Raw genomic sequence first — 20,357 nt, forward strand, 5'->3', positions numbered from 1 at the left:
GCCGCGGGCTGATCACCCTAGTATGGGGCCGTCAACGGATGACGTTCGCCGCGTAGCTGCAGTCCGGCAGATCCGCCAAATGGATTTGGCTCAAGGATTCAGCCGTCATGGCTTACCACTCTCGCGCTGCCGCGGCCGGCGGCCAGCGCGGCTTCTCTCTCATTGAAGTCCTGATTGCCCTGCTGCTGGTTGCTCTGGGCGTGCTTGGGGCTGCGGCGCTTCAGCTCAACGCCCTGCGCTACACCCAGGACAGCGCCTATCGTGCCCAGGCGGCCCTGCTGGTAACCGATCTGCTGGAGCGCATGCGTGCCAATCCCGATCAGCGCGCGCTTTACGCCGGCAGCATCGCTGGCGAGTGCACAGAGGAATTCGACCCGCCGCTGTCGGTGCTGGAACAGGATCGGGTCGACTTCGCCAGTGGCGTGACCTGTCAGTTGCCGCAGGGACGCGCGCGGATAACGGTGGATGGCAAGGCCGTGAGCGTGCGTGTCAGTTGGTCACAGGCGCGCATCGAGGGCAGCACGGACGACGAACTGGTGCTCGCCGTGCAGCTGGGCGGTGGGGCATGACGGGATCTTTGCGCGGGTTCGGTCTGGTTGAACTGATGGTCGCGATGCTGCTCGGTTTGACGCTGGTGCTGGCGCTGGTCCAGTACCTTGCAAGCAGCCGGCAAACCTGGTTGTGGCAGCAGCAGAGTGCACGGATGCAGGAGGACGCACGCTATGTGCTGGGGCGCCTGTCCCGTGACCTGCGGGCCAGTGGCAGTTACGGCTGTCTGGATCTGGAGCAGGCGTTACCGGGAGGACTGCCGGAGGTGCTGGCCCGGCCGGTGCGTTTTGAGCAGGGAGTGTTGACGCTGATTACCGGTTTACCTGTGCAGCCTGTCTTTGAGACACCACAAACGATTCGAGCCGCCGATTATGGCGCACGCTGGCTGCTGGCGGGCGACTGCCGGCAGCGGGTCAGTCTGGGCGAGGAGCATACCCTGATGGTGCTGCCGGGCGACTGGCTGGTGCCGCTGCGTCAGATCGACTACCGGCAACAGGGAGGGCGAATTCAGGTTCGGGTCAATGGTGTCGGCAACTTTGAAACGCTGATCGAGCACGTTGCACGCTTCGAGCCCGGGTTCGCACTGGCGGAGAATATCGGCAACGTTGGGGTATCCGGGGGCTATCAGGCTACCCTGAGCAGCGCTGAGCAGGCACGTCTGCGCAGTGTGCGTATCGAGCTGGCGCTGGAGCCTGGCGCGTCTGGTGTGAGTGTGGGCTCTGGGCGTGGGCAGGTATTTCGCCAGGTCACGCGTCTGCGCAATCGGCCGGATGGGTTCGTCAATGAATAGCCGGCAGTCGGGCAGTGTGCTGCCCATTACTCTGATCTGTCTGCTGGCCCTGACAATCGGTGCGTTGGCGGCGAGCAGCTCGGCCCGTATTCAGCAGCAACAGGCGGCCAATCTGATGTTGGCGACGCGCTGCTTTCAGGCGGCGGAAAGCGCCATGCGTGAGCTTGAGAGCGAGCTGGCTACAGGTGAACTTGAGGTCCCTGCGCAGCCCTGTGACGGAATGCAGTGTTCCGCCGTGCCGAGTTCGGACGAGGATGGCTGGCGCCGGCGGCAGTCTGCCGGTGCGGTAGATGTTCGTTACCGAATTGAGTGGGTGGGTACCAGCCGCATGCCTGCTCAGCTGGAGGTAAGCGGCGAAAGCCGTGTTTACCTGCTTCAGGTCGACGCAAGGCTGGGGCGCAGCCGCCGGCAACTGGAGGCGATCTATGCCTATACCTTACGCTAGCAGCAGCGTTGCCGGAGTTGCTTTCGGCCTGTTGCTGAGTGCCCCTGCTGCCGGCTTTGAGCCTATGAGTCGGGCGTACAGGTCGCAAGCGGCGGTCCCGGCCAACGTGGTTATCCTGCTCGACAGCTCCAGCAGCATGGCGATGACCATGATGGGTGAGCAGAGCCGTTTGCAGGTTGCCCGCGAGGCGGTGTGGCGATTGCTGCATCAGCAGCGCAACACGCGCTTTGGTCTGTTTGCGTTCAATTCGTCCAGCGGTATCGGTACTTCACGGGAAACGGCGGGCGGCCGGTTGCTGGTTGAGGTGGCTGGTATCTCGCCCGGCATTGCCGGTGAGGAGCATCTGCGCCGGCTGGAGCAGGCACTGGACGCTCTGGCGCCTGACACCGGTACCAATCCCGATCTTTATACCTGGACGCCACTGGCGGAAACCCATTACGAAATCAGCCGCTACCTGCGTGGCATGGATTCGTTTTACAACCCCGCACAGGCCACCTACAGCAGCCCCCTGCAGTGGCGCTGCCAGCCAAGCGCTGCGCTGCTGATTACCGATGGCTTGCCCACCTACGACAGCCAGTTCCCTACCTCGGGGGATCAGGATCCGGCCGGCCTGCTGTCTGCTTCGGGTGGCCACTTCGGGTTGCCCGACTGGGACGGCAATGCCGATAACGATGCAAATGGTGAGCCGCTGCATCAGCCTGGCAGCACCTTCTACCTCGATGATGTGGCTGCCTTTGCCCGCGATCTGGATCTGCGCAGCGGCGGCCAGGATGCCGCCGGTGCGAGTTGGGATGACCCGCTTCACCCGCGTCAGTCTCTACGTACCCATGTGCTGGGGTTTGCCATCGACGACGTAAGATTGCGCTCTGCAGCACTGGCTGGCGGTGGGTTGTATCGGACGGTTGAGGACACAGGCGAACTCGGGGTCGCGTTGACCCAGATGATCAGCGAATCGTCGGAGCCGCGTCTGCTGTTGAGTCAGAGACTGGATCTGACGTCTTCCGATAGCGAGGTTGATGAGGCGCTGCTGCTGCAAATTTACCAGTCAGCGGACGGTGTCGGTGGTGAGGTCCAGCTCCGAACCCTTGATGCTGTCGGAGCGCCAGCGCAGCTCCACTGGAGCACTGAGCAGGCCTACGCCCGCGACGCTCCGCGCGGCCGACTTCAGACCTGGCGGCGGGCGGCCGGCTCGGCGGGTGTGCTGGCGCTGGATGGGGCAACCTATGCTGCTCTGGGAAGAGAACAGCGGCAGCTGCTGGAGGAGATGGCGACGGATTTGCTTGGCGAGTCGGCAGACGGAGGCCAGCAAATGCTGAACTGGTTGCGTGGGGAGCCGGTTGCCGGCCTGCGCCAGCGGCAGAACCTGCTTGGCGATCCCGGACGCTACGGGCCGGTCCTGCTGCCGGCCGGGGCGCCCTTGAACACCTCAGCGGATGGCGGCTACGCGGACTATTTAGGTGAGCGGGCACAGCTTGGCGATCTGCTGCTGTTGGGCAGCAACGACGGCTTCCTGCACGTGGTAGGGGTTGGTGGCGAGCGCCTCTACAGCTATTTCGTGGCCGCGTTATTGCCCTCACTGCGAGCCTGGGCTGCAGTGGATTATCCTGCGTCACACTCCCATCGCGCAGGTGTTGACGGACGCATTGCGCTGGCTGATCTGCGCCATGATGGTGACTGGCACACGCTCGCTGCTGCGGGGCTTGGCGCCGGTGGTCGGGGGCTGATCATGTTGCGACTGTTTGCTGAGGCGCCGGGGCAAACGTACCCTGAGGCGCTTTGGGAGCATGATGCCAGCGAGCCGGAGTGGGCCGCGTTGGGGCACGTCTACGCTGCGCCCCTGTTCATGGAGCGGGCAGGCCGCGATCTGTTGTTGACCGGAAACGGGTATGGCAGCGCTGCCGGCCAGGCCGCACTGCTGGTGATCGATGCGCTGAGCGGCGAGCTGGTTCGCCAGCTTGATCTGCCCGCCCGTCCCGGCCTTGGCAGTGACAATGGTCTGTCGGCGCTGATGCTGGAACGTGACAGTCAGGGACGTCCTGTTGCCGCTTATGGTGGCGACCTGCATGGCCAGCTCTGGCAGTTCGATCTCTCGGCGGATGATCCGACTGACTGGCAGATCGGCAATCAGGGCGCCCCCCTGTTTCGTGCGGAGCCCGGCCAGCCGCTCACGGCGGCGCCGGTCCTGTCCTACAGCGCAGCGGCCCGGGCCGATCTGCTGTTGATAGGGAGCGGCCGACTGCTGGATGTAAGTGATCCCGGCAGCACCGAGGAGCAGGCATTTTATGCGGTGCGCCGCCAGCCCGCCGAGCTGGGGCAAACCCTGTCCCCCCGCGATTTGCATGCTCAGCGGCTGCTGGGCGGTTCGCAGTCCGGCATGCGGCAGGCCTCCGGCGAGTCCGTGGACTGGCGTTTCAAGGCAGGCTGGTATCTGCCTCTGTCGGTGGGAGAACGCTCGGCGGAGCGGGTTACATCGCCGGCGATGGTGCAGGGCGGTCGGGTGGTGTTTACCACGGTGACACCGCAAGGGCAGGATCCCGATCCCTGTGTCTCGACGGCGGGCGGCTGGTTGATGATGCTGACCCTGGATGACGGTGCCATGCCGCCCCATGCCACCCTGGACACTAATCGTGACCGGCGAGTGGATGACAGCGACCCGCTTGCCGCCGGCCAGTTTCTGGATATCGGTCTGCCGCTTGGGCTGCAGATGACGCGCGGGCATACCACAGAGCCGCTGCCGCCGGCCGGGTGTGAGGGCGAGCACTATCGGGTGGCGGGCAGTGCCGGTGTGACCGAGCTGCTGGCGCAGGGGCAGTGCCAGTTGACCCGCATCCATTGGCGGCAGCTGCAATGAAGGCTCCGCGCGGCTTCAGCCTGCTTGAGCTTCTGATTGCGCTGGTTGTGGCCGGCCTGTTGGCCAGCCTCGCCTATCCGTCCTATCTCAATCACGTGCGCAAGGCGCAGCGCGTCGAGGTGAGCGCGTTACTGATGGAGAATGCGCAGCGGCTCGAGCGTCTTTACGCCAGCGGCGGGCGCTATGATCAGGGGGAGGTGGCAGGGCTGCATGTGCAGAGTCCGGCTCGCGGGCGCGCCGTGTACCGGTTGGCGGTGCAACGGCAAGCGCAAACATTTGTGCTGACGGCAGTGGCAGAGGCGGAGGGGATCATGGCCGCAGACGTGTGCGCTGCGTACAGCCTCAATCAGGCGGGGCAACGGACGCCAGCAGATGCGCTCTGCTGGCGTCGTTGAGGTCGCTCAGTGAGCAGCAGGGGCTTCTTCGTCGGCCTTGGGCAGGATCAGGTTGAGCAGGATGGCAACCACGCCGCACAGGCTGATGCCTTGCAGGCTGAAGCTGTCATTGCCGATCACCATGCCACCGATACCGAAGACCAGTGTCACCGAGACGATGCACAGGTTGCGGGCCTGGGACAGGTCGACCTGATGGCGCACCAGAGTGTTCAGGCCGACCACCGCGATGGAGCCGAACAGCAGGCAAAGGATCCCGCCCATGACCGGCACCGGCATGCCCAGCAGGACGGCGCCGAACTTGTCGATAAAGGCCAGAACGATGGCAAACACCGCCGCCCAGATCATTACGTTGGGGTTGAAGTTGCGGGTCAGCATGACTGCGCCGGTGACTTCCGAGTAGGTGGTGTTGGGCGGGCCACCGAAGAACGCTGCTGCCGAGGTAGCAATACCGTCGCCGAGCAGCGTGTTCTGCAGGCCGGGCTTTTCCAGATAGTTCTTGCCAGTCACGCCGCCAATCGCAAGCACATCGCCGATGTGTTCGATGGCGGGTGCAATTGCCACAGGGATCATGAACAGGATCGCCGCCAGCTGGAATTCGGGGGTAACAAAATCCGGCACCGCCAGCCAGGGCGCTGCGGCAACCTGGGTGAAGTCGGTGACGCCCAGCAGCCAGGACAGGGCATAGCCGACCAATACGCCGGCCAGAATGGGTACCAGACGGAAAATGCCCTTGGCGAACACGGCCACGATGATGGTGGTGATCAGCGATGCGCCGGCAATCAGAATGGCGGTGTTGTATTCGACCAGCTGGGCGCTGCCGTCTCCGGCCTTGCCCATGGCCATGTTGACGGCGACCGAGGCCAGACCGAGACCAATGACCATGATCACCGGTCCTACCACAACCGGTGGCAGCAGGCGCTGAATGAAGCCTGGGCCCCACAGGCGTACCAGCAGGCTGAGCAGGATATAGACCACGCCGGCGGCGACCAGACCGCCGAGTGTGGCGGGCAGGCCCCAGGTCTGGTTGCTGTACATGATCGGGGCGATGAAGGCGAAGCTGGAGGCCAGGAAGATTGGAATCTGCCGGCGGGTGGTGAACTGGAACAACAGGGTGCCGATACCGGCGGTAAACAGGGCAACGCTCGGGTTCATGCCGGTAATAAGCGGCATCAGTACCAGTGCGCCGAAAGCCACAAACAGCATCTGGGAACCGGCCAGCGCAGTGCGCCAGCCGTGGGTCTGAACGCCTTCCATCAAACGATATCCTTCTGCTTGGTGCCAAAAATCTTGTCGCCGGCATCGCCCAGGCCCGGGATGATGTAGCCGTGCTCGTTCAGACGCTGATCAACTGATGCGGTGTAGATCTGCACGTCGGGATGGGCATCGTTGACGCGCTGGATTCCCTCGGGCGCTGCTACCAGCACCAGGGCACGAATCTCGCGCGCGCCGGCCTTCTTCAGCATGTCGATGGTAGCCACCATGGAGCCGCCGGTGGCCAGCATCGGGTCGATGATCAGCGCCATACGCTGGTTCAGTTCACCCACCAGTTTTTCCAGATAGGTGTCGGCTTCGAGGGTTTCCTCGTTGCGGGCCAGGCCGATGACGCTGACCTTGGCGCTCGGCACCAGGCTGAGTACGCCGTCCAGCATACCGAGACCGGCACGCAGAATCGGCACCACGGTTACTTTCTTGCCGCTCAGTTTTTCCACTTCCACATCGCCACACCAGCCTTGTATGGTGTGGGTCTCGACCGCCATGTCCTGGGTTGCTTCGTAGGTCAGCAGCGCAGCAACTTCCTGCGCAAGCTCACGAAAATTCTTGGTGCTGATGTCACTGCGGCGCATCAGGCCCAGTTTGTGTCGTATCAAAGGATGGCGGATTTCTTTCACGTTCATGCTGGAACTTCTCTCTTGCGTGGAAGGGCGCGGCAATTATGGCACAGCATTGGCGTTGACAGCAGGGGCTCGTCTGTCGGAAAACCGTCTCTATACTTGTGCTTTCGTGGCGACATGGGTATTTTTCGCCCCTTTTTCCATACCGGGACCGGCGGAGGTCATGCATGGCGGTAGAACTGGATCACATCAAGCAGGTTATGGCAGAGGCTGATTGCCTGTTTACCGAGGCCGACGTCGAGGGTGCGCTGGACAACATGGCAGCCGAGATCAGGGCGCGTCTGAGCGACAGCAACCCGATTGTTTACAGTGTCATGAACGGTGGCCTGATCATCAGTGGCAAGCTGCTGCCGAAGCTGCCGTTCCCGATGGAAGTGGGTTATCTGCACGCGACTCGCTATCGCAACAAACTGTCCGGTGGTGAACTGTTCTGGAAGGCGCGTGCCGAGCATTCACTGGTCGGCCGTACCGTGCTGATCATCGATGACATTCTGGATGAAGGTCATACCCTGGCCGCCATCGTCGAGTATTGCCGGGATGCCGGTGCCGAGAATGTTTATACGGCTGTGCTGCTCGACAAACAGCACGACCGCAAGGCCTATCCGGGCATGCGTGCCGACTTTACCGGGCTGGATGTTGAGGATCGCTACATCTTCGGTTACGGTCTGGATTACAAGGGTTACTGGCGCAACGCCGCCGGCATTTTTGCCCTCAAGGGGCACTGAGGCATGATGCGTCGGGCGGTTGCGCTGACCCTGGGGGCGTTGCTGGTGCAGTCGCTTGCCGCTGCCCCGGTGGCGCTGCCGCACGATGAATATCTGCCGGAAGATCTCTACGGTCAGCGTCAGGATAAGCCCGAGCAGGTGTTATTCGAGGTGCAACGCTACAGTCTGACGGTTGCCAGCGAGTTGCGCCCGGGGGCTCGCCCGAATGATGCGCAGGCCAGCGTCTCGCTTCTGCTGGAGGGGCGCAGCGTATTGCCCGGTTCGCCGGTGCAGCGGGCGCGCCTGCAGTTTGTCGATGGCGCCGGTGGGCAGCGCGGCGCACGCCTTGCCGATGACGGTGCTCTGCTCGTCATCAACTATCCGCTGGCCCTGCTGCCCGCTATCCGGCAAATGCTCGATAGCCCCGGCACGGATTACGTGCAGGGGCGGTTCTACGGTAACGGTCTGATCTGGGCCGATCTCCATTCTGCGCCGGTCCCGGCTGCGGACTGAGTTCCGAACTGGTGGGACGCTCGGGGGATGGTTACAATGCCGGCCCTGAACTCTCTGAGGACGTTTCATGCGTAAAGACAAGCAGAAGGTGATCGGTGAGCCGATGACCGACGAACAGGTTGCGGTATTTCTGAACGCACGCCCCTACAACAGCGACGAGTCGGTTGAGTTGCATCTGCTGGTGCGCGCCTATCGCGGCCTGCGTGTGGAAGATTTCGAGCGCTTTCTGGTGATGTTCAAGGCCGCCGGGCACGACCTGAATGCAGTGGGTGCCGATGGCCGTACCTTCCTGGCCATCGTGCGTGAACACGCGCAGGCCGAAGACTACGTCGCGGCCCTGGAAGCAGCAGGCGCCCGTTAAGCCGGCAGCATTCTCCAGCTGGCGCGGGTCTCGCGCCGGCTGATACGGGCAGCTGCCGGTAGCGGCTTGCCGATCCAGCGGGGTTGCAGCTCGTTGATCTCGACCCAGCAGCCCTGCTGCGGCTGTTGCGACAGCGCCCACACGGCAACGCAGACAGCCTGGGCGTCAAGCTGGGCGTAGTAGCGGCAGCGCGCGAACAGATTGGCGAACATGACAATTTTTCCTCTGCGACTTTGCGCGCAGCATCGCCCATCGAGATGTCAGCCTGATGACAGTTCACTTGGCCCTCTGTTGGCGCTTTCGGAACCGGAGTATGCTGCGCCTGTCCAAGGTGGCGCCGACCACTTTTCTTTTTTAATCCCGACAGACGGCAGGAGTAAGGTTCTTATGCTCAAGCGTTCAGGCATGTTGCTGCTGGCTCTTATGGCCGCGGTGCTGGTGGGCTGTGCCCACAGTCCTCAGCAGTTGACAGTGCAGCCCCAGATCAACAAGCCGCTCAGCCCGGTTGCCCGCCAGCAGCCGGTCAGTGTGCAGGTGCAGGACACCCGGCAGAACAAGGTGCTGGGAACCCGCGGCGGTATTTACCCCGACTCCAGCAACATCACTATCAGCGACAGTGCGCTGCCGGTGATTCGTCAGCAGGTTGAGCAGGCGCTGCGGCAACTGGGCTTCAGTGTTGTGCCGGAGGGCACGCCAAATGCGAACCGCTTGACGCTGAATCTGGCAGATTTGCGCTATCAGTCGCCGAAGAGCTCGGTCTATGTGACCCAGGCGGATATCAGCGCGACCTTCGTTGCCGAAGCCAGCAATATGAACCGTAATTATCAGGGACGTTTCAGCTCCTCGTTGCAGCAGCGTTTTGGCTACGCGCCTAACCAGGAAACCAATACCAAGCTGGTTACCGACGTGATGAGTGATGCCCTGACTCGGGTGTTCCAGGACCCGATGATTCTTCAGGTGCTGCAGCAGTAAGGCTTGTGCGACTGAACAAAAAAACCGGCCATGTGCCGGTTTTTTTTGCCTTCGGCCCACTCAGGTGGGTGGTTGTTGCAGCATCTCGTCGTGCTCGGCCATGTTCCAGGGCAGGACGCCCGGCGAGATGTGCAGAAAATGCAGGTATTTTTCGAAGTGGTCGAGGATGTCGCCAATGATTTCCTGCTCATCATAGCCATAAACATCATAGGTTTGCCCGCCGCGGCGCAGGAAGACCTCGGCCCGATAGTAATGCTGCTGAGCATCATCGTCGGTGCGGCGCATTTCCGGGTAGGCGAAGTCCGGTCGCAGGTATTCGCGCAGACGTATTTCGTAGACGAAATCCAGCTGGTCGGGCTTGCTGATCTGCAGATAGGCGCGGCCGTTATCGGCATCCAGGGCCGCTTCTGCCGGCCAGCCCTGGGCAACCAGTGCCTGGCTCAGGCGCTGCATGGCGGGCATGGCTGTGTTGTGGATAAAGCCCTCCACCGCCGCGCGATCGGGAAAGTTGACGATACTGGCCAGACGTTTCTTCCAGTTGGCTGCCAGACTGTTGTCGCTGTAGCGGCTGACCTGCATGTGATGCAGCAGACTGATGTCACGGTGGCCTTCGATGACCAGCGCGCGCCACATGCCGAGCATGGCAATGATCATGATGATGGCGAAGGGCAGGGCGGTGACGATGGTCATGGTCTGCAGGGCACTCAGGCCACCGGCGATCAGCAATACCGCGGCAACTACCCCCTCCAGGATCGCCCAAAAGGCGCGTTGCCATACCGGTGTCTGCAGCACGCCGCCGGAGGCCAGCGAGTCGATCACCAGCGAACCGGAGTCCGATGAGGTGACGAAAAAGGTGACGATCAGTACCACGGTCACGAACGACACGATGCTGGTCAGTGGCAGATGCTCGAACAGCTTGAACAGCGCAATCGCCTTGTCTGCCTGCACTTCGCTGATCAACGTGGTGTAGCCCTCGTTCATGATCAGGTGCAAGGCGGTATCGCCAAACACCGAGAACCAGAGGAAGGTGAAGATGGTTGGCACCAGCATGACGCCGAAGACGAACTGTCGGATGGTGCGGCCGCGGCTGATCTTGGCGATAAATAGTCCGACAAAGGGCGCCCAGGCGATGGTCCAGCCGAAGATGAACAGCGTCCAGTTGCCGATCCAGTCACTGTGGGTGTAGGCCTGCAGGTTGAAGGTGCGCTCGACAATGTTGTTCAGGTAGCTACCGGTGTTCTGCAGGAAGGCTTCGAGGATGAAGATGGAAGGGCCGACCAGAAAGACGAACAGCATCAGCGTCACCGCCAGCACCATGTTCAGGATCGACAGGTTCTTTACCCCCTTGTCCAGCCCGGCCACCACTGAAAACAGGGCGAGACCGGTGACGGCGGCGATGGTCACGACTTGCACGCTGCTGGCTACCGGAATGCTTGGCCACAGGTAATTGAGCCCAGCGTTGATCTGCGCGACGGATAGCCCCAGCGTCGTGGCGATACCGAACAGGGTGCCGAGAATCGCTACCACATCGACCGTGTGGCCTATCGGGCCGTGAATGCGCTCGCCAATCAGCGGGTAGAGGGCCGAACGCATGGACAGGGGCAGGCCGTGGCGGAAGGCAAAGTAGGCCAGCACCAGACCGACCAGGCCGTAGATCGCCCAGATATGAAAACCCCAGTGAAAGAAGGCAATCTGCATGGCCTGTTTGGCCGCATCCAGGGTTTCCGGTGCGCCGGCAGGCGGGCTGGCGAAGTGGGTAACCGGCTCGGCGACGCCGAAGAACAGCAGGGCGATCCCGTAGCCGGCCGAGAACAGCATCGCGAACCAGGCCGGGAAGCTGTATTGCGGCTCGGCGTGGTCCGGTCCGAGGCGAATGTTGCCCCAACTGCTGCAGGCCACCAGCACTACAAACAGCAGAAAACTGGCGACGGCCAGCATATAGAACCAGCCAAAGGTGGTGGTGATGTAGCTCAGCGTGCTGGAGAACAGGCTGCCGGCCAGCGCCGGATTGCTGATGGTGCCGATCACCAGAAGCAGGGTAACGATAACGGCAGGGGCAAAGACCGGAACCAGAACGGTTGATTGCCAGCCACGCTTGACGTCAGTCATGCAGATCTCCTTGTCCTGCGTACGCCGGTCCTATGCACCGGCTGCTCCAATGGGGCGCTGAACAGGCCGCGCTGAGCGCGCCACAGGCCGGACGTTCGGCGAGCGTGTTCAGTCGTTGACTGTCAGTGGAGGGTAGCTCAGGGAGAAAAGTTCCGCTCAGTCGCTAGGCTGATCCGGGTCTGGCAACTCGATGCGCACGCGGGCGCTGCCGGCGCGAATCATGCCCAGCTGCTCTGCGGCGCGCTGGGAGACATCGATGATGCGGTGGCCGACAAAGGGGCCGCGATCATTGACGCGCACGACCACGCTGCGGCCGTTGTAGGTATTGGTGACCTTGATCAGGGTGCCGAATGGCAGTGCCGGATGGGCTGCGGTCAGGTCGGTTTCATCATAGGGTTCGCCGCTGGCGGTGCGCTTGCCGTGCAGGCGGGACGAGTAGTAGGAGGCTTTGCCAGTCTGGCTCCAGCCCGGATCGCCGAGCGATAGCGCATCGGCCCTGGCGTTCAGCGCTATCAGTGCAGTCAGTACGGTCAACAGAAAGCGCAGCATGGGGTGACGTCCGGTTAGGCGGCGGAGCCTGTATGACCGCGCCGCCGCCTTCCGGTTCAGCCTTCCAGCTTCTTGCGCAGCAGTTCGTTGACCTGCTGCGGATTGGCCTTGCCCTTGGAGGCCTTCATCGCCTGACCGACGAAGAAGCCGAACATCTTGCCGCGCTTGGCTTCGTCGCTGGCGCGGTACTGTTCGACCTGTGCTGCGTTGGCGGCCAGTACCTCGTCCAGCATGGCCTCGATGGCGCCGCTGTCGGTGACCTGCTTGAGCCCCTTGGCTTCGATGATCGCATCGGCAGAGTCCCCTTCGCCGGCGGCCAGCGCCTCGAATACCATCTTGGCGATCTTGCCGCTGATGGTGTTGTCCTTGATGCGCAGGATCATGCCGCCGAGTTGCGCAGCGCTGACCGGCGATTGCTCGATCTCCAGGCCTTCCTTGTTGAGCAGGCTGGACAGCTCGCCCATCACCCAGTTGGCCGCCAGCTTGGCGTCACCGCAGGTTTGCTGCACCTGCTCGAAGTAGTCGGCCAGTTCGCGGCTGGCGCTCAAGACGCTGGCGTCGTAGGTTGACAGGCCGAACTGGCTTTCGAAACGCTCGCGTTTTTGCTGCGGCAGTTCCGGCAGCTCGCCACGGACTTCTTCGATAAAGCTCGGTTCCAGCACCACGGGCAGCAGGTCAGGGCAGGGGAAGTAGCGGTAGTCGTTAGCTTCTTCCTTGCTGCGCATGGACCGGGTTTCGTCCTTGTTTGGATCGTACAGGCGGGTCTCCTGGACCACCTTGCCGCCATCCTCGATCAGCTCGATCTGGCGCTGGACTTCGGTGTTGATTGCCTTCTCGATAAAGCGGAACGAGTTGACGTTCTTGATCTCGCAGCGGGTGCCGAACTCGGTCTGGCCCTTGGGGCGCACCGAGACGTTGCAGTCGCAGCGCAAGGATCCTTCGGCCATGTTGCCGTCGCAGATGCCGAGATAACGCACCAGCGAGTGGATGGTCTTGGCGTAGGCGACCGCTTCCTTGGCGCTGCGCATGTCCGGCTCGGAAACGATTTCCAGCAGCGGGGTGCCGGCACGGTTGAGGTCGATGCCGCTCATGCCGTGGAAGTCTTCGTGCAGGCTCTTGCCGGCGTCTTCTTCCAGGTGCGCGCGGGTCACGCCAACACGCTTGACGGTGCCGTCTTCCAGGGTGATGTCCAGATAGCCCTTGCCGACGATGGGGTGATCCATCTGGCTGGTCTGGTAGCCCTTGGGCAGGTCCGGGTAGAAGTAGTTTTTGCGCGCGAACACGTTGGTCATGCCGATCTCGGCGTCGATCGCCAGACCGAACTTGACCGCGTTGCGCACGGCCTGGGCGTTGAGCACCGGCAGGGTGCCCGGCATGCCCAAGTCAACCAGGCTGGCCTGGGTGTTGGGTTCGGCGCCGAAGGTGGTGGCGCTGCCGGAGAAGATCTTCGACGCGGTGGTGAGCTGGGCGTGGATTTCCAGCCCGATGACGATTTCCCATTGCATTGCTGTCAATCCTCTCAGTAGCCGGCCGGAGCGCGCTGGTGCCAGTCGGTAACCTGCTGGTACTGGTGCGCGATGTTGAGCAGACGGGCTTCGCTGAAGTAGGGCCCCAGCAGCTGCATGCCCAGCGGCAGACCGTTGGCAAACCCGGCGGGCAGGGCGATGCCCGGAACCCCGGCCAGGTTGGCGGTAATGGTGTAGATGTCGGTCAGGTACAGGCTGACCGGGTCGTCGATCTTCTCGCCGATCTTGAACGCCGGGGTCGGCGAGGTCGGGCAGAGGATCACATCGACCTGTTCGTAGGCGGCCATGAAGTCGTTCTTGATCAGGCGACGGATCTTCTGCGCTTTCAGGTAATAGGCATCGTAGTAACCGGCCGACAGTGCGTAGGTGCCGACCATGATGCGGCGCTTGACCTCGGCGCCGAAACCTTCGGCACGTGAGCGCTTGTACAGGTCGGTCAGGTCGGCCGGGTGGTCGCAGCGGTAGCCGAAGCGCACGCCGTCAAAGCGGGACAGGTTGGAGGAGGCTTCAGCCGGGGCGATGACGTAGTAGGCCGGAATCGCCAGCTCGGCGTTCGGCAGGCTGATTTCCCTGACTTCGGCGCCGAGCGCCTGAAATTGCTTGACCGCGGCGCTGATGGCTTCGCTGGTCGCAGCGTCCAGGCCGGCGGCGAAGTATTCCTTTGGCAGGCCGATGCGCAGGCCCTTGAGCGAGTCGTTCAGGCTGGCGCTGTAGTCCGGCACCGGCTGGTCGACGCTGGTGGAATCCTTGGCGTCGAAACCGGCCATGACCTGCAGCATCAGCGCGCAGTCTTCGGCGGTGCGGGCCATCGGGCCGCCCTGATCCAGGCTCGAAGCGTAGGCCACCATGCCCCAGCGCGAAACCCGACCATAGGTCGGCTTCAGGCCGGTCAGAGCCGTGAAGCCGGCGGGCTGGCGGATCGAGCCGCCTGTGTCGGTGCCCGTAGCCGCAGCGCACAGGCGGCCGGCTACAGCGGCAGCAGAGCCGCCGGAGGAGCCGCCGGGTACCCGGTCGGTGTCCCAAGGGTTGCGGGTCGGGCCGTAGAAACTGGACTCGGTGGACGAACCCATGGCGAATTCGTCGAGGTTGGTCTTGCCGAGGCTGACCGCGCCGGCGTCGAGGAAGCGCTGGGTGACGGTCGATTCGTACGGCGAAATGAAGTTGTCGAGCATCTTCGAGCCGCAGCTGGTGCGCTGGCCCCGGGTGCAGAACAGGTCCTTGTGCGCCAGCGGAATACCGGTGAGCGCAGTGGCGTTGCCGGCGGCGATGCGGGCATCCGCTGCGGCGGCCTGCTCAAGGGCCGATTCGGCGGTAACGGTGATATAGCTGTTGAGGCTGCCATCAAGCTGTTCGATTCGCTTGAGGTAGTGTTGGGTCAGCTCGACGCTCGAGAGCGTCTTGTTCTGCAAGGCCTGTGACAGTTCGGCCAGAGTTTTCTCGTGCATGGGTGGGTCTCTTGTCTCGGCGCGGCAGGATTATTCGATGACCTTGGGAACCAGATACAGGCCGGCTTCGGTAGCCGGTGCAATGGCCTGGTAGGCCTCGCGCTGGTTGCTTTCGGTGACCTCGTCGGCGCGCAGTCGCTGGGTGGTTTCCAGCGGGTGTGCCAGTGGTGCGACGGCGCTGGTATCCACCGCCTGCATCTTGTCGATCAGCTCAAGAATGCCGGACAGTTTGGCGGTGGTTGCGGGGATGTCGTCTTCGCTGAGGGCAATTCGGGCCAGATGCGCGATCTTTTCCACATCGGTGCGGTCCAGGGACATGTACGTATGCTCCATGTTGCCGGTGATTTCCGGTCGTATGCTGGCGACAGGCGCCGTTTGGTGGTTCGCCACGGAAAATGCGGGCAAAGGCGCGAATTTACCACAGTCGCGCCTTGCCCAAAAACCCCGCCATTGTTAGAGTTGCGACACTTCTGAAAGTACCGATCAGTCACCTGCACGCACTGCGCAGAAGGCCGTCAGTCAAGGCCTTTGGCCACCAGTTCCCGTTTTTGCAGCGTCAGGGTCAGGTGGCTTATCCGTGCTTTTTTCCAATTAACCCACGCGTCTTCGGGGTCTAGTCAACGCATGTTCAAGAAAATTCGTGGCATGTTCTCCAGTGATCTGTCCATCGATCTGGGTACAGCCAACACGCTTATTTACGTCCGGGATCGCGGTATTGTACTGGACGAGCCGTCTGTGGTCGCGATTCGTACCACAGCGGGCAATCAGAAAAGTGTCGTCGCCGTCGGTACCGACGCCAAGCGCATGCTTGGTCGTACACCCGGTAACATTCAGGCCATTCGTCCGATGAAGGACGGCGTCATCGCCGACTTCAGCGTCTGTGAAAAGATGCTGCAGTACTTCATCAACAAGGTGCATGAAAATAGCTTTATTCAGCCCAGCCCCCGCGTGCTGATCTGCGTTCCGTGCAAATCGACCCAGGTCGAGCGTCGTGCCATTCGTGAGTCGGCTCTGGGCGCGGGTGCCCGCGAAGTCTATCTGATCGAGGAGCCGATGGCCGCGGCGATCGGCGCCGGCCTGCCGGTGGAAGAGGCGCGTGGCTCCATGGTGGTCGATATCGGTGGCGGTACGACTGAAATCGCGTTGATTTCCCTCAATGGTGTGGTTTACGCCGAGTCTGTCCGAGTTGGTGGTGACCGCTTCGATGAAGCAATTGTGACCTATGTACGTCGCAACTATGGCAGCCTGATCGGTGAATCCACTGCCGAGCGTATCAAGCAGGAAATTGGTGTGGCTTTCCCCGGCGGTGAAACGCTGGAAGTGGATGTGCGTGGCCGTAACCTGGCCGAGGGTGTGCCGCGCAGCTTTACCCTGAACTCAACCGAAGTGCTTGAGGCGCTGCAGGAGTCGCTGGCGACCATCGTTCAGGCGGTCAAGAGCGCGCTGGAACAGTCGCCGCCGGAATTGGCTTCCGATATCGCCGAGCGTGGCCTGATTCTGACCGGCGGCGGCGCGCTGCTACGTGATCTGGACAAGCTGCTGACTCAGGAAACCGGTCTGCCGGTGATTGTCGCCGAAGATCCGCTGACCTGCGTTGCCCGTGGTGGCGGCAAGGCGCTGGAAATGATGGACCAGCACACCATGGATCTGCTGTCGACCGAGTGATCAGGCTGGTGGCAAGCCGCGCGGGACGGGAGTGCCGGCTCTGTCCGGCTTGCCGCTGACGGCAACTAACCTGTGGCTGCGAGGAGCCTGCCATCAAACCGCTATTCATCAAGGGGCCGTCGCTTGGCGTTCGCCTGGTTGTGCTGACGGTGCTGTCCATCGCCCTGATGGTGGTGGACGCCCGCTTCGACGCCCTCAAACCGCTGCGTGCCCAGCTGGGTCTGCTGGTCGCACCGCTGTATTCCGCTGCTGAGATGCCGGTGCGCGCCTGGCAGATGGCGGCTGAACTGACGACCAGCCGAGCTCAGCTGATTGCCGAGAACGAGCGCCTGCGCGCCGAAGCGCTGCTGACCCAGCGCAAGCTGCAGAAGTTGGCAACGCTGACGGAGCAGAACGTGCGGCTGCGCGAATTGCTCAATTCCTCCTCTCTGGTCGACGAACGGGTGCTGGTCTCCGAGCTGATCGGCGTCGATCCCAACCCCTTTACCCAGCGGATTCTGATTGACAAGGGCGAGGTTGATGGTGTCTTCCTCGGTCAGCCGGTGCTCGATGCAACCGGTCTGATGGGACAGGTTGTCGAGGTGCTGCCGCACAGTGCCCGGGTACTGCTTATTACGGACGCCTCCCACAGCCTGCCGGTGCAAATCAATCGCAATGGTCTGCGCGCCCTGGCTGCCGGGACCGGGCGTAACGAATGGCTTGAGCTGCGCTTTGTGGGTGATACCGCCGATGTGCGCGAGGGCGATATTGTGGTCAGCTCCGGGCTGGGGCAACGCTTTCCGGCGGGCTACCCGGTTGGTCGGGTGCATTCGGTGATTCGTCACCCGGCCCAGTCCTTTGCCGAAGTCCGGGTGACGCCCTCGGCCCAGCTTAACCGCAGCCGTTACCTGTTGCTGGTGTTCAGCCCGGAAAGTGGCTACGGCGACGTGTTGCCGGCGCTGGAGCTGTTGCCTGATGACGCCCCGGACGCTGCCGAGGACGTCGAATCTGCGGCGGATGCTGAAGCGGAGGAGGCAGGCAATGCAGACTAGTCTGGCCATTATCCTGAGTATTCTGGCAGCGCTGTTGCTGAGTGTCATGCCGATGCCTGATCCGGTCAGCCTGGGGCGGCCCATGTGGCTGGCAATGGTGCTGGCCTACTGGGTCATGGCGCTGCCGCACCGGGTTGGTCTGCTGACTGCGTGGCTGGCCGGGCTGGTGTCGGACGTGCTTTTCGGTCAGCTATTCGGCCAGAATGCGCTGGTCATGACGCTGGTGGTCTGGATGGTTTTGCTGCTGTACCAGCGCATCCGGCGCTTCCCGCTATGGCAGCAGAGCCTGGTGATGCTGCCGGTGTTTGGCATCGCCCAGATGGTTCTGCTGTGGCTCAACAGCCTCAGCGGCAATCGCCCGCCGACGCTGCTGTTTTTGCTCCCGGCCGTGGTCAGCGCAGTGCTGTGGCCCTGGGTTTTCTCCCTGTTACGCGGGGTAAGGCGGCGATTCCATGTCAACTGAACTGTTGCTGGCCTCCGGTTCCCCGCGCCGGCGCGAGCTGCTCGAACAGATTGGGGTGCCAACAGCACGCCTGCTCTGCAGCGTTGATGAACAGGTCCGACCGGGCGAGGCTCCGGTGGACTATGTTGAACGCGTGACCCGTGACAAGATCCGCGCCGCGATTCAGGCCGCGCCGGGGCGGGTGGTCCTGGCGGCCGACACGGCGGTGGTGCTGGGCGATCGGATTCTCGGCAAACCGGTTGATCGCGCCGATGCACTGCAGATGCTCAGCGCCCTGTCCGCCGCCGAGCACGTGGTCATGACTGCGGTCGCCGTTGGTTGCGATCAACGCATCGAGCTGGTTCGGGTGGATACCCGGGTCCGCTTCCGGGCGTTGCAGGCTGATGAGATTGCTGCCTACTGGGATACCGGCGAGCCGGCTGATAAGGCAGGCAGTTATGGCATTCAGGGATTGGGCGCGATTTTCGTCGAGCGTATCGAGGGCAGCTACAGCGCCGTGGTGGGTTTGCCGCTGCAGGAAACCGCGACGTTACTCAAATCCTTTGGCATCCCCTGCTGGCAGCGCTTCTGACGCGGCTGTTCCAGGGCTCGGATCACCGGTATTCTGGTGACAGAACAGGAGTGGTAGAGCCCATGAGTGAAGAAATTCTGATCAATATCACGCCGATGGAGACCCGCGTTGCGCTGGTCGAGAACGGCGTGCTGCAGGAAGTCCACATCGAGCGCACCCAGCGCCGCGGTATTGTCGGCAATATCTACAAGGGCAAGGTGGTTCGTGTGCTGCCTGGCATGCAGGCAGCGTTCGTCGATATTGGCCTTGAGCGTGCCGCATTTATCCACGCCTCGGAAATTTCCGACCGTGAGGGCCAGGCGGTCGAGCCGATCAGTGCACTCGTGCATGAGGGTAAGGCGCTGGTGGTGCAGGTTACCAAGGATCCGATCGGTACCAAGGGTGCACGCTTGACCACCCATCTGTCGGTGCCCTCGCGCTATCTGGTCTATATGCCGCGGACACCGCATGTCGGTATCTCCCTGAAAATCGAGGACGAGGCCGAGCGTGAAAGGCTCAAGCAGGTGGTTGCCGACTCGCTTGAGCAGGAGGGGATTCAGGAAGCCGGTGGCTATATTTTGCGCACCGCCGCCGAAGGCGCCCGGCAGGAAGATATCCTGGTCGATATCCGCTACGTGCGCCGCCTGTGGCAGCAGATAAGCCAGCAGATGGGCTCCGCGCCTGCCCCTTCGGTTATCTACGAAGACTTGCCGCTGGCCCTGCGCACCCTGCGCGATCTGGCCAACCCCAGGCTGGAAAAGATTCGCATCGACTCGCGGGAGACCTTTCAGAAGGTCGAGCAGTTCGTCCATGAGCTGATGCCTGGGGTCGAAGAATTGCTGGAGCACTACCCGGGCGAGCGACCGATCTTCGACCTCTACAGTGTCGAGGATGAAATTCAGCGGGCCATGGAGCGCCGGGTGATGCTCAAGTCCGGCGGGCATCTGGTGATCGATCAGACTGAAGCGATGACCACCATCGATGTCAACACCGGTGCCTTCGTGGGTCACCGCAACCTTGAGGAAACCATCTTCAAGACCAATCTGGAGGCGGCGACAGCCATTGCCCGTCAGCTGCGGCTGCGTAACCTCGGCGGCATCATCATCATCGACTTCATCGATATGGAAGACGAGGAGCATCAGCGCCAGGTTCAGCGCACGCTGGAAAAGCAGCTGGAGCGCGATCACGCCAAGACCAATATCATCGGCATCACCGAGCTGGGGCTGGTGCAGATGACCCGCAAGCGCACCCGCGAGAGTCTCGAGCAGGTGCTGTGCGAGCCCTGCCCCAGCTGCCAGGGCCGGGGCATTCAGAAGACCCCGGAAACCGTGTGCTACGAAATCTTCCGGGAAATCCTGCGTGAGGCGCGTGCGTATCAGGCGGGAGCCTATATGGTACTGGCCTCACAGTCGGTGGTGGATCGGCTGCTTGACGAGGAGTCCGGGAACGTCGCTGACCTTGAGTTGTTCATTGAGCGCCCGATCAAGTTCCAGGTGGAAACCATGTACACCCAGGAGCAGTATGACGTGGTGCTGATGTAATGGGAC

22 protein-coding genes are annotated in these 20,357 nt (G+C 62.4%); 14 read left to right on the forward strand and 8 right to left on the reverse strand.

Annotation, left to right across the window (positions count from 1 at the left end; all coding sequences use genetic code 11):
- Positions 1-107 precede the first annotated feature (107 nt).
- From pilV to O5O48_RS08495, 5 genes are read left to right on the forward strand one after another with little or no spacing between them, the layout of a single operon-like run.
- Positions 108-569, forward strand: a complete 462-nt coding sequence (pilV, locus tag O5O48_RS08475) for a type IV pilus modification protein PilV (protein WP_269688611.1) — start codon at positions 108-110, stop codon at positions 567-569.
- Positions 566-1,339, forward strand: a complete 774-nt coding sequence (locus O5O48_RS08480) for a PilW family protein (RefSeq protein ID WP_269688612.1) — start codon at positions 566-568, stop codon at positions 1,337-1,339. The genes pilV and O5O48_RS08480 overlap by 4 nt, the downstream gene beginning before the upstream one ends.
- Positions 1,332-1,784 (forward strand): pilus assembly PilX family protein, encoded by a 453-nt coding sequence (locus O5O48_RS08485; RefSeq protein ID WP_269688613.1) that lies wholly within the window; start codon positions 1,332-1,334, stop codon positions 1,782-1,784. Before O5O48_RS08480 ends, O5O48_RS08485 begins: the two co-directional genes overlap by 8 nt.
- Positions 1,765-4,635 (forward strand): pilus assembly protein, encoded by a 2,871-nt coding sequence (locus tag O5O48_RS08490; RefSeq protein ID WP_269688614.1) that lies wholly within the window; start codon positions 1,765-1,767, stop codon positions 4,633-4,635. The genes O5O48_RS08485 and O5O48_RS08490 overlap by 20 nt, the downstream gene beginning before the upstream one ends.
- Complete coding sequence (locus O5O48_RS08495) at positions 4,632-5,030, forward strand: type IV pilin protein (RefSeq protein WP_269688615.1); 399 nt, start codon at positions 4,632-4,634, stop codon at positions 5,028-5,030. Before O5O48_RS08490 ends, O5O48_RS08495 begins: the two co-directional genes overlap by 4 nt.
- Before the next feature lie 6 nt (positions 5,031-5,036).
- On the opposite strand, the gene O5O48_RS08500 is transcribed toward O5O48_RS08495, so the two are convergent.
- Both O5O48_RS08500 and upp read right to left on the reverse strand, forming a co-directional pair.
- Positions 5,037-6,284: a uracil-xanthine permease family protein gene (locus O5O48_RS08500; protein WP_228246642.1), complete on the reverse strand. Its 1,248-nt coding sequence runs from the start codon at positions 6,282-6,284 to the stop codon at positions 5,037-5,039.
- Positions 6,284-6,925, reverse strand: coding sequence for a uracil phosphoribosyltransferase (gene upp / locus O5O48_RS08505; protein WP_088273170.1), 642 nt, complete (start codon positions 6,923-6,925; stop codon positions 6,284-6,286). Before upp ends, O5O48_RS08500 begins: the two co-directional genes overlap by 1 nt.
- Before the next feature lie 164 nt (positions 6,926-7,089).
- On the opposite strand from upp, the gene O5O48_RS08510 reads away from it, so the two are divergent.
- The 3 genes from O5O48_RS08510 to O5O48_RS08520 all read left to right on the forward strand — a co-directional run bounded on the left by O5O48_RS08510 (position 7,090) and on the right by O5O48_RS08520 (position 8,500).
- Entirely contained in the window at positions 7,090-7,647 is a 558-nt protein-coding gene (locus O5O48_RS08510) for a hypoxanthine-guanine phosphoribosyltransferase (RefSeq protein WP_088273171.1), read from the forward strand.
- 3 nt (positions 7,648-7,650) lie between these two features.
- Positions 7,651-8,139 (forward strand): hypothetical protein, encoded by a 489-nt coding sequence (locus O5O48_RS08515; RefSeq protein WP_228246643.1) that lies wholly within the window; start codon positions 7,651-7,653, stop codon positions 8,137-8,139.
- A 67-nt stretch (positions 8,140-8,206) separates the two neighbouring features.
- The gene (locus tag O5O48_RS08520; RefSeq protein ID WP_088273173.1) at positions 8,207-8,500 is read left to right on the forward strand and encodes a PA4642 family protein; all 294 of its coding nucleotides are present in this window, start codon (positions 8,207-8,209) and stop codon (positions 8,498-8,500) included.
- On the opposite strand, the gene O5O48_RS08525 is transcribed toward O5O48_RS08520, so the two are convergent.
- Positions 8,497-8,712: a hypothetical protein gene (locus O5O48_RS08525; RefSeq protein ID WP_269688616.1), complete on the reverse strand. Its 216-nt coding sequence runs from the start codon at positions 8,710-8,712 to the stop codon at positions 8,497-8,499. The genes O5O48_RS08520 and O5O48_RS08525 overlap by 4 nt on opposite strands.
- Before the next feature lie 175 nt (positions 8,713-8,887).
- Here O5O48_RS08525 and O5O48_RS08530 point away from each other — a divergent pair, with 175 nt between their 5' ends.
- A complete protein-coding gene (locus tag O5O48_RS08530; RefSeq protein WP_088273175.1) occupies positions 8,888-9,472 on the forward strand; it encodes a YajG family lipoprotein in 585 nt (194 codons plus the stop codon).
- A 60-nt stretch (positions 9,473-9,532) separates the two neighbouring features.
- Here the strand turns inward: O5O48_RS08530 and O5O48_RS08535 are convergent, their stop codons facing one another.
- The 5 genes from O5O48_RS08535 to gatC form a co-directional block, all read right to left on the reverse strand.
- Positions 9,533-11,581, reverse strand: a complete 2,049-nt coding sequence (locus tag O5O48_RS08535) for a BCCT family transporter (RefSeq protein WP_269688617.1) — start codon at positions 11,579-11,581, stop codon at positions 9,533-9,535.
- Positions 11,582-11,737: 156 nt separating this feature from the next.
- Entirely contained in the window at positions 11,738-12,130 is a 393-nt protein-coding gene (locus tag O5O48_RS08540) for a septal ring lytic transglycosylase RlpA family protein (protein WP_269688618.1), read from the reverse strand.
- Positions 12,131-12,186: 56 nt separating this feature from the next.
- A complete protein-coding gene (gene gatB / locus O5O48_RS08545) occupies positions 12,187-13,635 on the reverse strand; it encodes an Asp-tRNA(Asn)/Glu-tRNA(Gln) amidotransferase subunit GatB (protein WP_228246647.1) in 1,449 nt (482 codons plus the stop codon).
- Positions 13,636-13,649: 14 nt separating this feature from the next.
- Entirely contained in the window at positions 13,650-15,101 is a 1,452-nt protein-coding gene (gene gatA, locus O5O48_RS08550; RefSeq protein WP_269688619.1) for an Asp-tRNA(Asn)/Glu-tRNA(Gln) amidotransferase subunit GatA, read from the reverse strand.
- Between the two features lie 30 nt (positions 15,102-15,131).
- Complete coding sequence (gatC, locus tag O5O48_RS08555; RefSeq protein ID WP_088273180.1) at positions 15,132-15,419, reverse strand: Asp-tRNA(Asn)/Glu-tRNA(Gln) amidotransferase subunit GatC; 288 nt, start codon at positions 15,417-15,419, stop codon at positions 15,132-15,134.
- A gap of 306 nt (positions 15,420-15,725) precedes the next feature.
- Here gatC and O5O48_RS08560 point away from each other — a divergent pair, with 306 nt between their 5' ends.
- The 5 genes from O5O48_RS08560 (at position 15,726) to rng (ending at position 20,351) form a co-directional block, all read left to right on the forward strand.
- On the forward strand, positions 15,726-16,766 hold the full coding sequence (locus O5O48_RS08560; protein WP_088273181.1) for a rod shape-determining protein: 1,041 nt from the start codon (positions 15,726-15,728) through the stop codon (positions 16,764-16,766).
- Positions 16,767-16,906: 140 nt separating this feature from the next.
- Positions 16,907-17,797, forward strand: a complete 891-nt coding sequence (gene mreC / locus O5O48_RS08565; RefSeq protein WP_269688620.1) for a rod shape-determining protein MreC — start codon at positions 16,907-16,909, stop codon at positions 17,795-17,797.
- Entirely contained in the window at positions 17,787-18,260 is a 474-nt protein-coding gene (mreD, locus tag O5O48_RS08570) for a rod shape-determining protein MreD (RefSeq protein WP_228246649.1), read from the forward strand. Before mreC ends, mreD begins: the two co-directional genes overlap by 11 nt.
- Positions 18,250-18,831 (forward strand): Maf family protein, encoded by a 582-nt coding sequence (locus O5O48_RS08575; protein WP_228246650.1) that lies wholly within the window; start codon positions 18,250-18,252, stop codon positions 18,829-18,831. Before mreD ends, O5O48_RS08575 begins: the two co-directional genes overlap by 11 nt.
- 62 nt (positions 18,832-18,893) lie before the next feature.
- Positions 18,894-20,351: a ribonuclease G gene (rng, locus tag O5O48_RS08580; RefSeq protein ID WP_088273185.1), complete on the forward strand. Its 1,458-nt coding sequence runs from the start codon at positions 18,894-18,896 to the stop codon at positions 20,349-20,351.
- Positions 20,352-20,357 lie beyond the last annotated feature (6 nt).

It is taken from the genome of Halopseudomonas sp. MFKK-1, from assembly GCF_027474385.1.
In the GTDB taxonomy this organism is placed as follows: Bacteria; Pseudomonadota; Gammaproteobacteria; order Pseudomonadales; family Pseudomonadaceae; genus Halopseudomonas; species Halopseudomonas aestusnigri.

Excerpts from the sequence above, each read along its gene's own strand:
- gatC (WP_088273180.1), bottom strand. The coding sequence starts at position 15,419 with ATGTCCCTGGACCGCACCGATGTGGAAAAGATCGCGCATCTGGCCCGA.
- O5O48_RS08520 (WP_088273173.1), top strand. The coding sequence starts at position 8,207 with ATGCGTAAAGACAAGCAGAAGGTGATCGGTGAGCCGATGACCGACGAA.
- mreD (WP_228246649.1), top strand. The coding sequence starts at position 17,787 with ATGCAGACTAGTCTGGCCATTATCCTGAGTATTCTGGCAGCGCTGTTG.
- O5O48_RS08490 (WP_269688614.1), top strand. The coding sequence starts at position 1,765 with ATGCCTATACCTTACGCTAGCAGCAGCGTTGCCGGAGTTGCTTTCGGC.
- O5O48_RS08485 (WP_269688613.1), top strand. The coding sequence starts at position 1,332 with ATGAATAGCCGGCAGTCGGGCAGTGTGCTGCCCATTACTCTGATCTGT.
- O5O48_RS08480 (WP_269688612.1), top strand. The coding sequence starts at position 566 with ATGACGGGATCTTTGCGCGGGTTCGGTCTGGTTGAACTGATGGTCGCG.
- rng (WP_088273185.1), top strand. The coding sequence starts at position 18,894 with ATGAGTGAAGAAATTCTGATCAATATCACGCCGATGGAGACCCGCGTT.
- O5O48_RS08575 (WP_228246650.1), top strand. The coding sequence starts at position 18,250 with ATGTCAACTGAACTGTTGCTGGCCTCCGGTTCCCCGCGCCGGCGCGAG.
- O5O48_RS08495 (WP_269688615.1), top strand. The coding sequence starts at position 4,632 with ATGAAGGCTCCGCGCGGCTTCAGCCTGCTTGAGCTTCTGATTGCGCTG.
- O5O48_RS08535 (WP_269688617.1), bottom strand. The coding sequence starts at position 11,581 with ATGACTGACGTCAAGCGTGGCTGGCAATCAACCGTTCTGGTTCCGGTC.
- O5O48_RS08540 (WP_269688618.1), bottom strand. The coding sequence starts at position 12,130 with ATGCTGCGCTTTCTGTTGACCGTACTGACTGCACTGATAGCGCTGAAC.
- upp (WP_088273170.1), bottom strand. The coding sequence starts at position 6,925 with ATGAACGTGAAAGAAATCCGCCATCCTTTGATACGACACAAACTGGGC.
- O5O48_RS08525 (WP_269688616.1), bottom strand. The coding sequence starts at position 8,712 with ATGTTCGCCAATCTGTTCGCGCGCTGCCGCTACTACGCCCAGCTTGAC.
- O5O48_RS08500 (WP_228246642.1), bottom strand. The coding sequence starts at position 6,284 with ATGGAAGGCGTTCAGACCCACGGCTGGCGCACTGCGCTGGCCGGTTCC.
- O5O48_RS08510 (WP_088273171.1), top strand. The coding sequence starts at position 7,090 with ATGGCGGTAGAACTGGATCACATCAAGCAGGTTATGGCAGAGGCTGAT.
- gatA (WP_269688619.1), bottom strand. The coding sequence starts at position 15,101 with ATGCACGAGAAAACTCTGGCCGAACTGTCACAGGCCTTGCAGAACAAG.
- O5O48_RS08515 (WP_228246643.1), top strand. The coding sequence starts at position 7,651 with ATGATGCGTCGGGCGGTTGCGCTGACCCTGGGGGCGTTGCTGGTGCAG.
- gatB (WP_228246647.1), bottom strand. The coding sequence starts at position 13,635 with ATGCAATGGGAAATCGTCATCGGGCTGGAAATCCACGCCCAGCTCACC.
- O5O48_RS08560 (WP_088273181.1), top strand. The coding sequence starts at position 15,726 with ATGTTCAAGAAAATTCGTGGCATGTTCTCCAGTGATCTGTCCATCGAT.
- pilV (WP_269688611.1), top strand. The coding sequence starts at position 108 with ATGGCTTACCACTCTCGCGCTGCCGCGGCCGGCGGCCAGCGCGGCTTC.
- O5O48_RS08530 (WP_088273175.1), top strand. The coding sequence starts at position 8,888 with ATGCTCAAGCGTTCAGGCATGTTGCTGCTGGCTCTTATGGCCGCGGTG.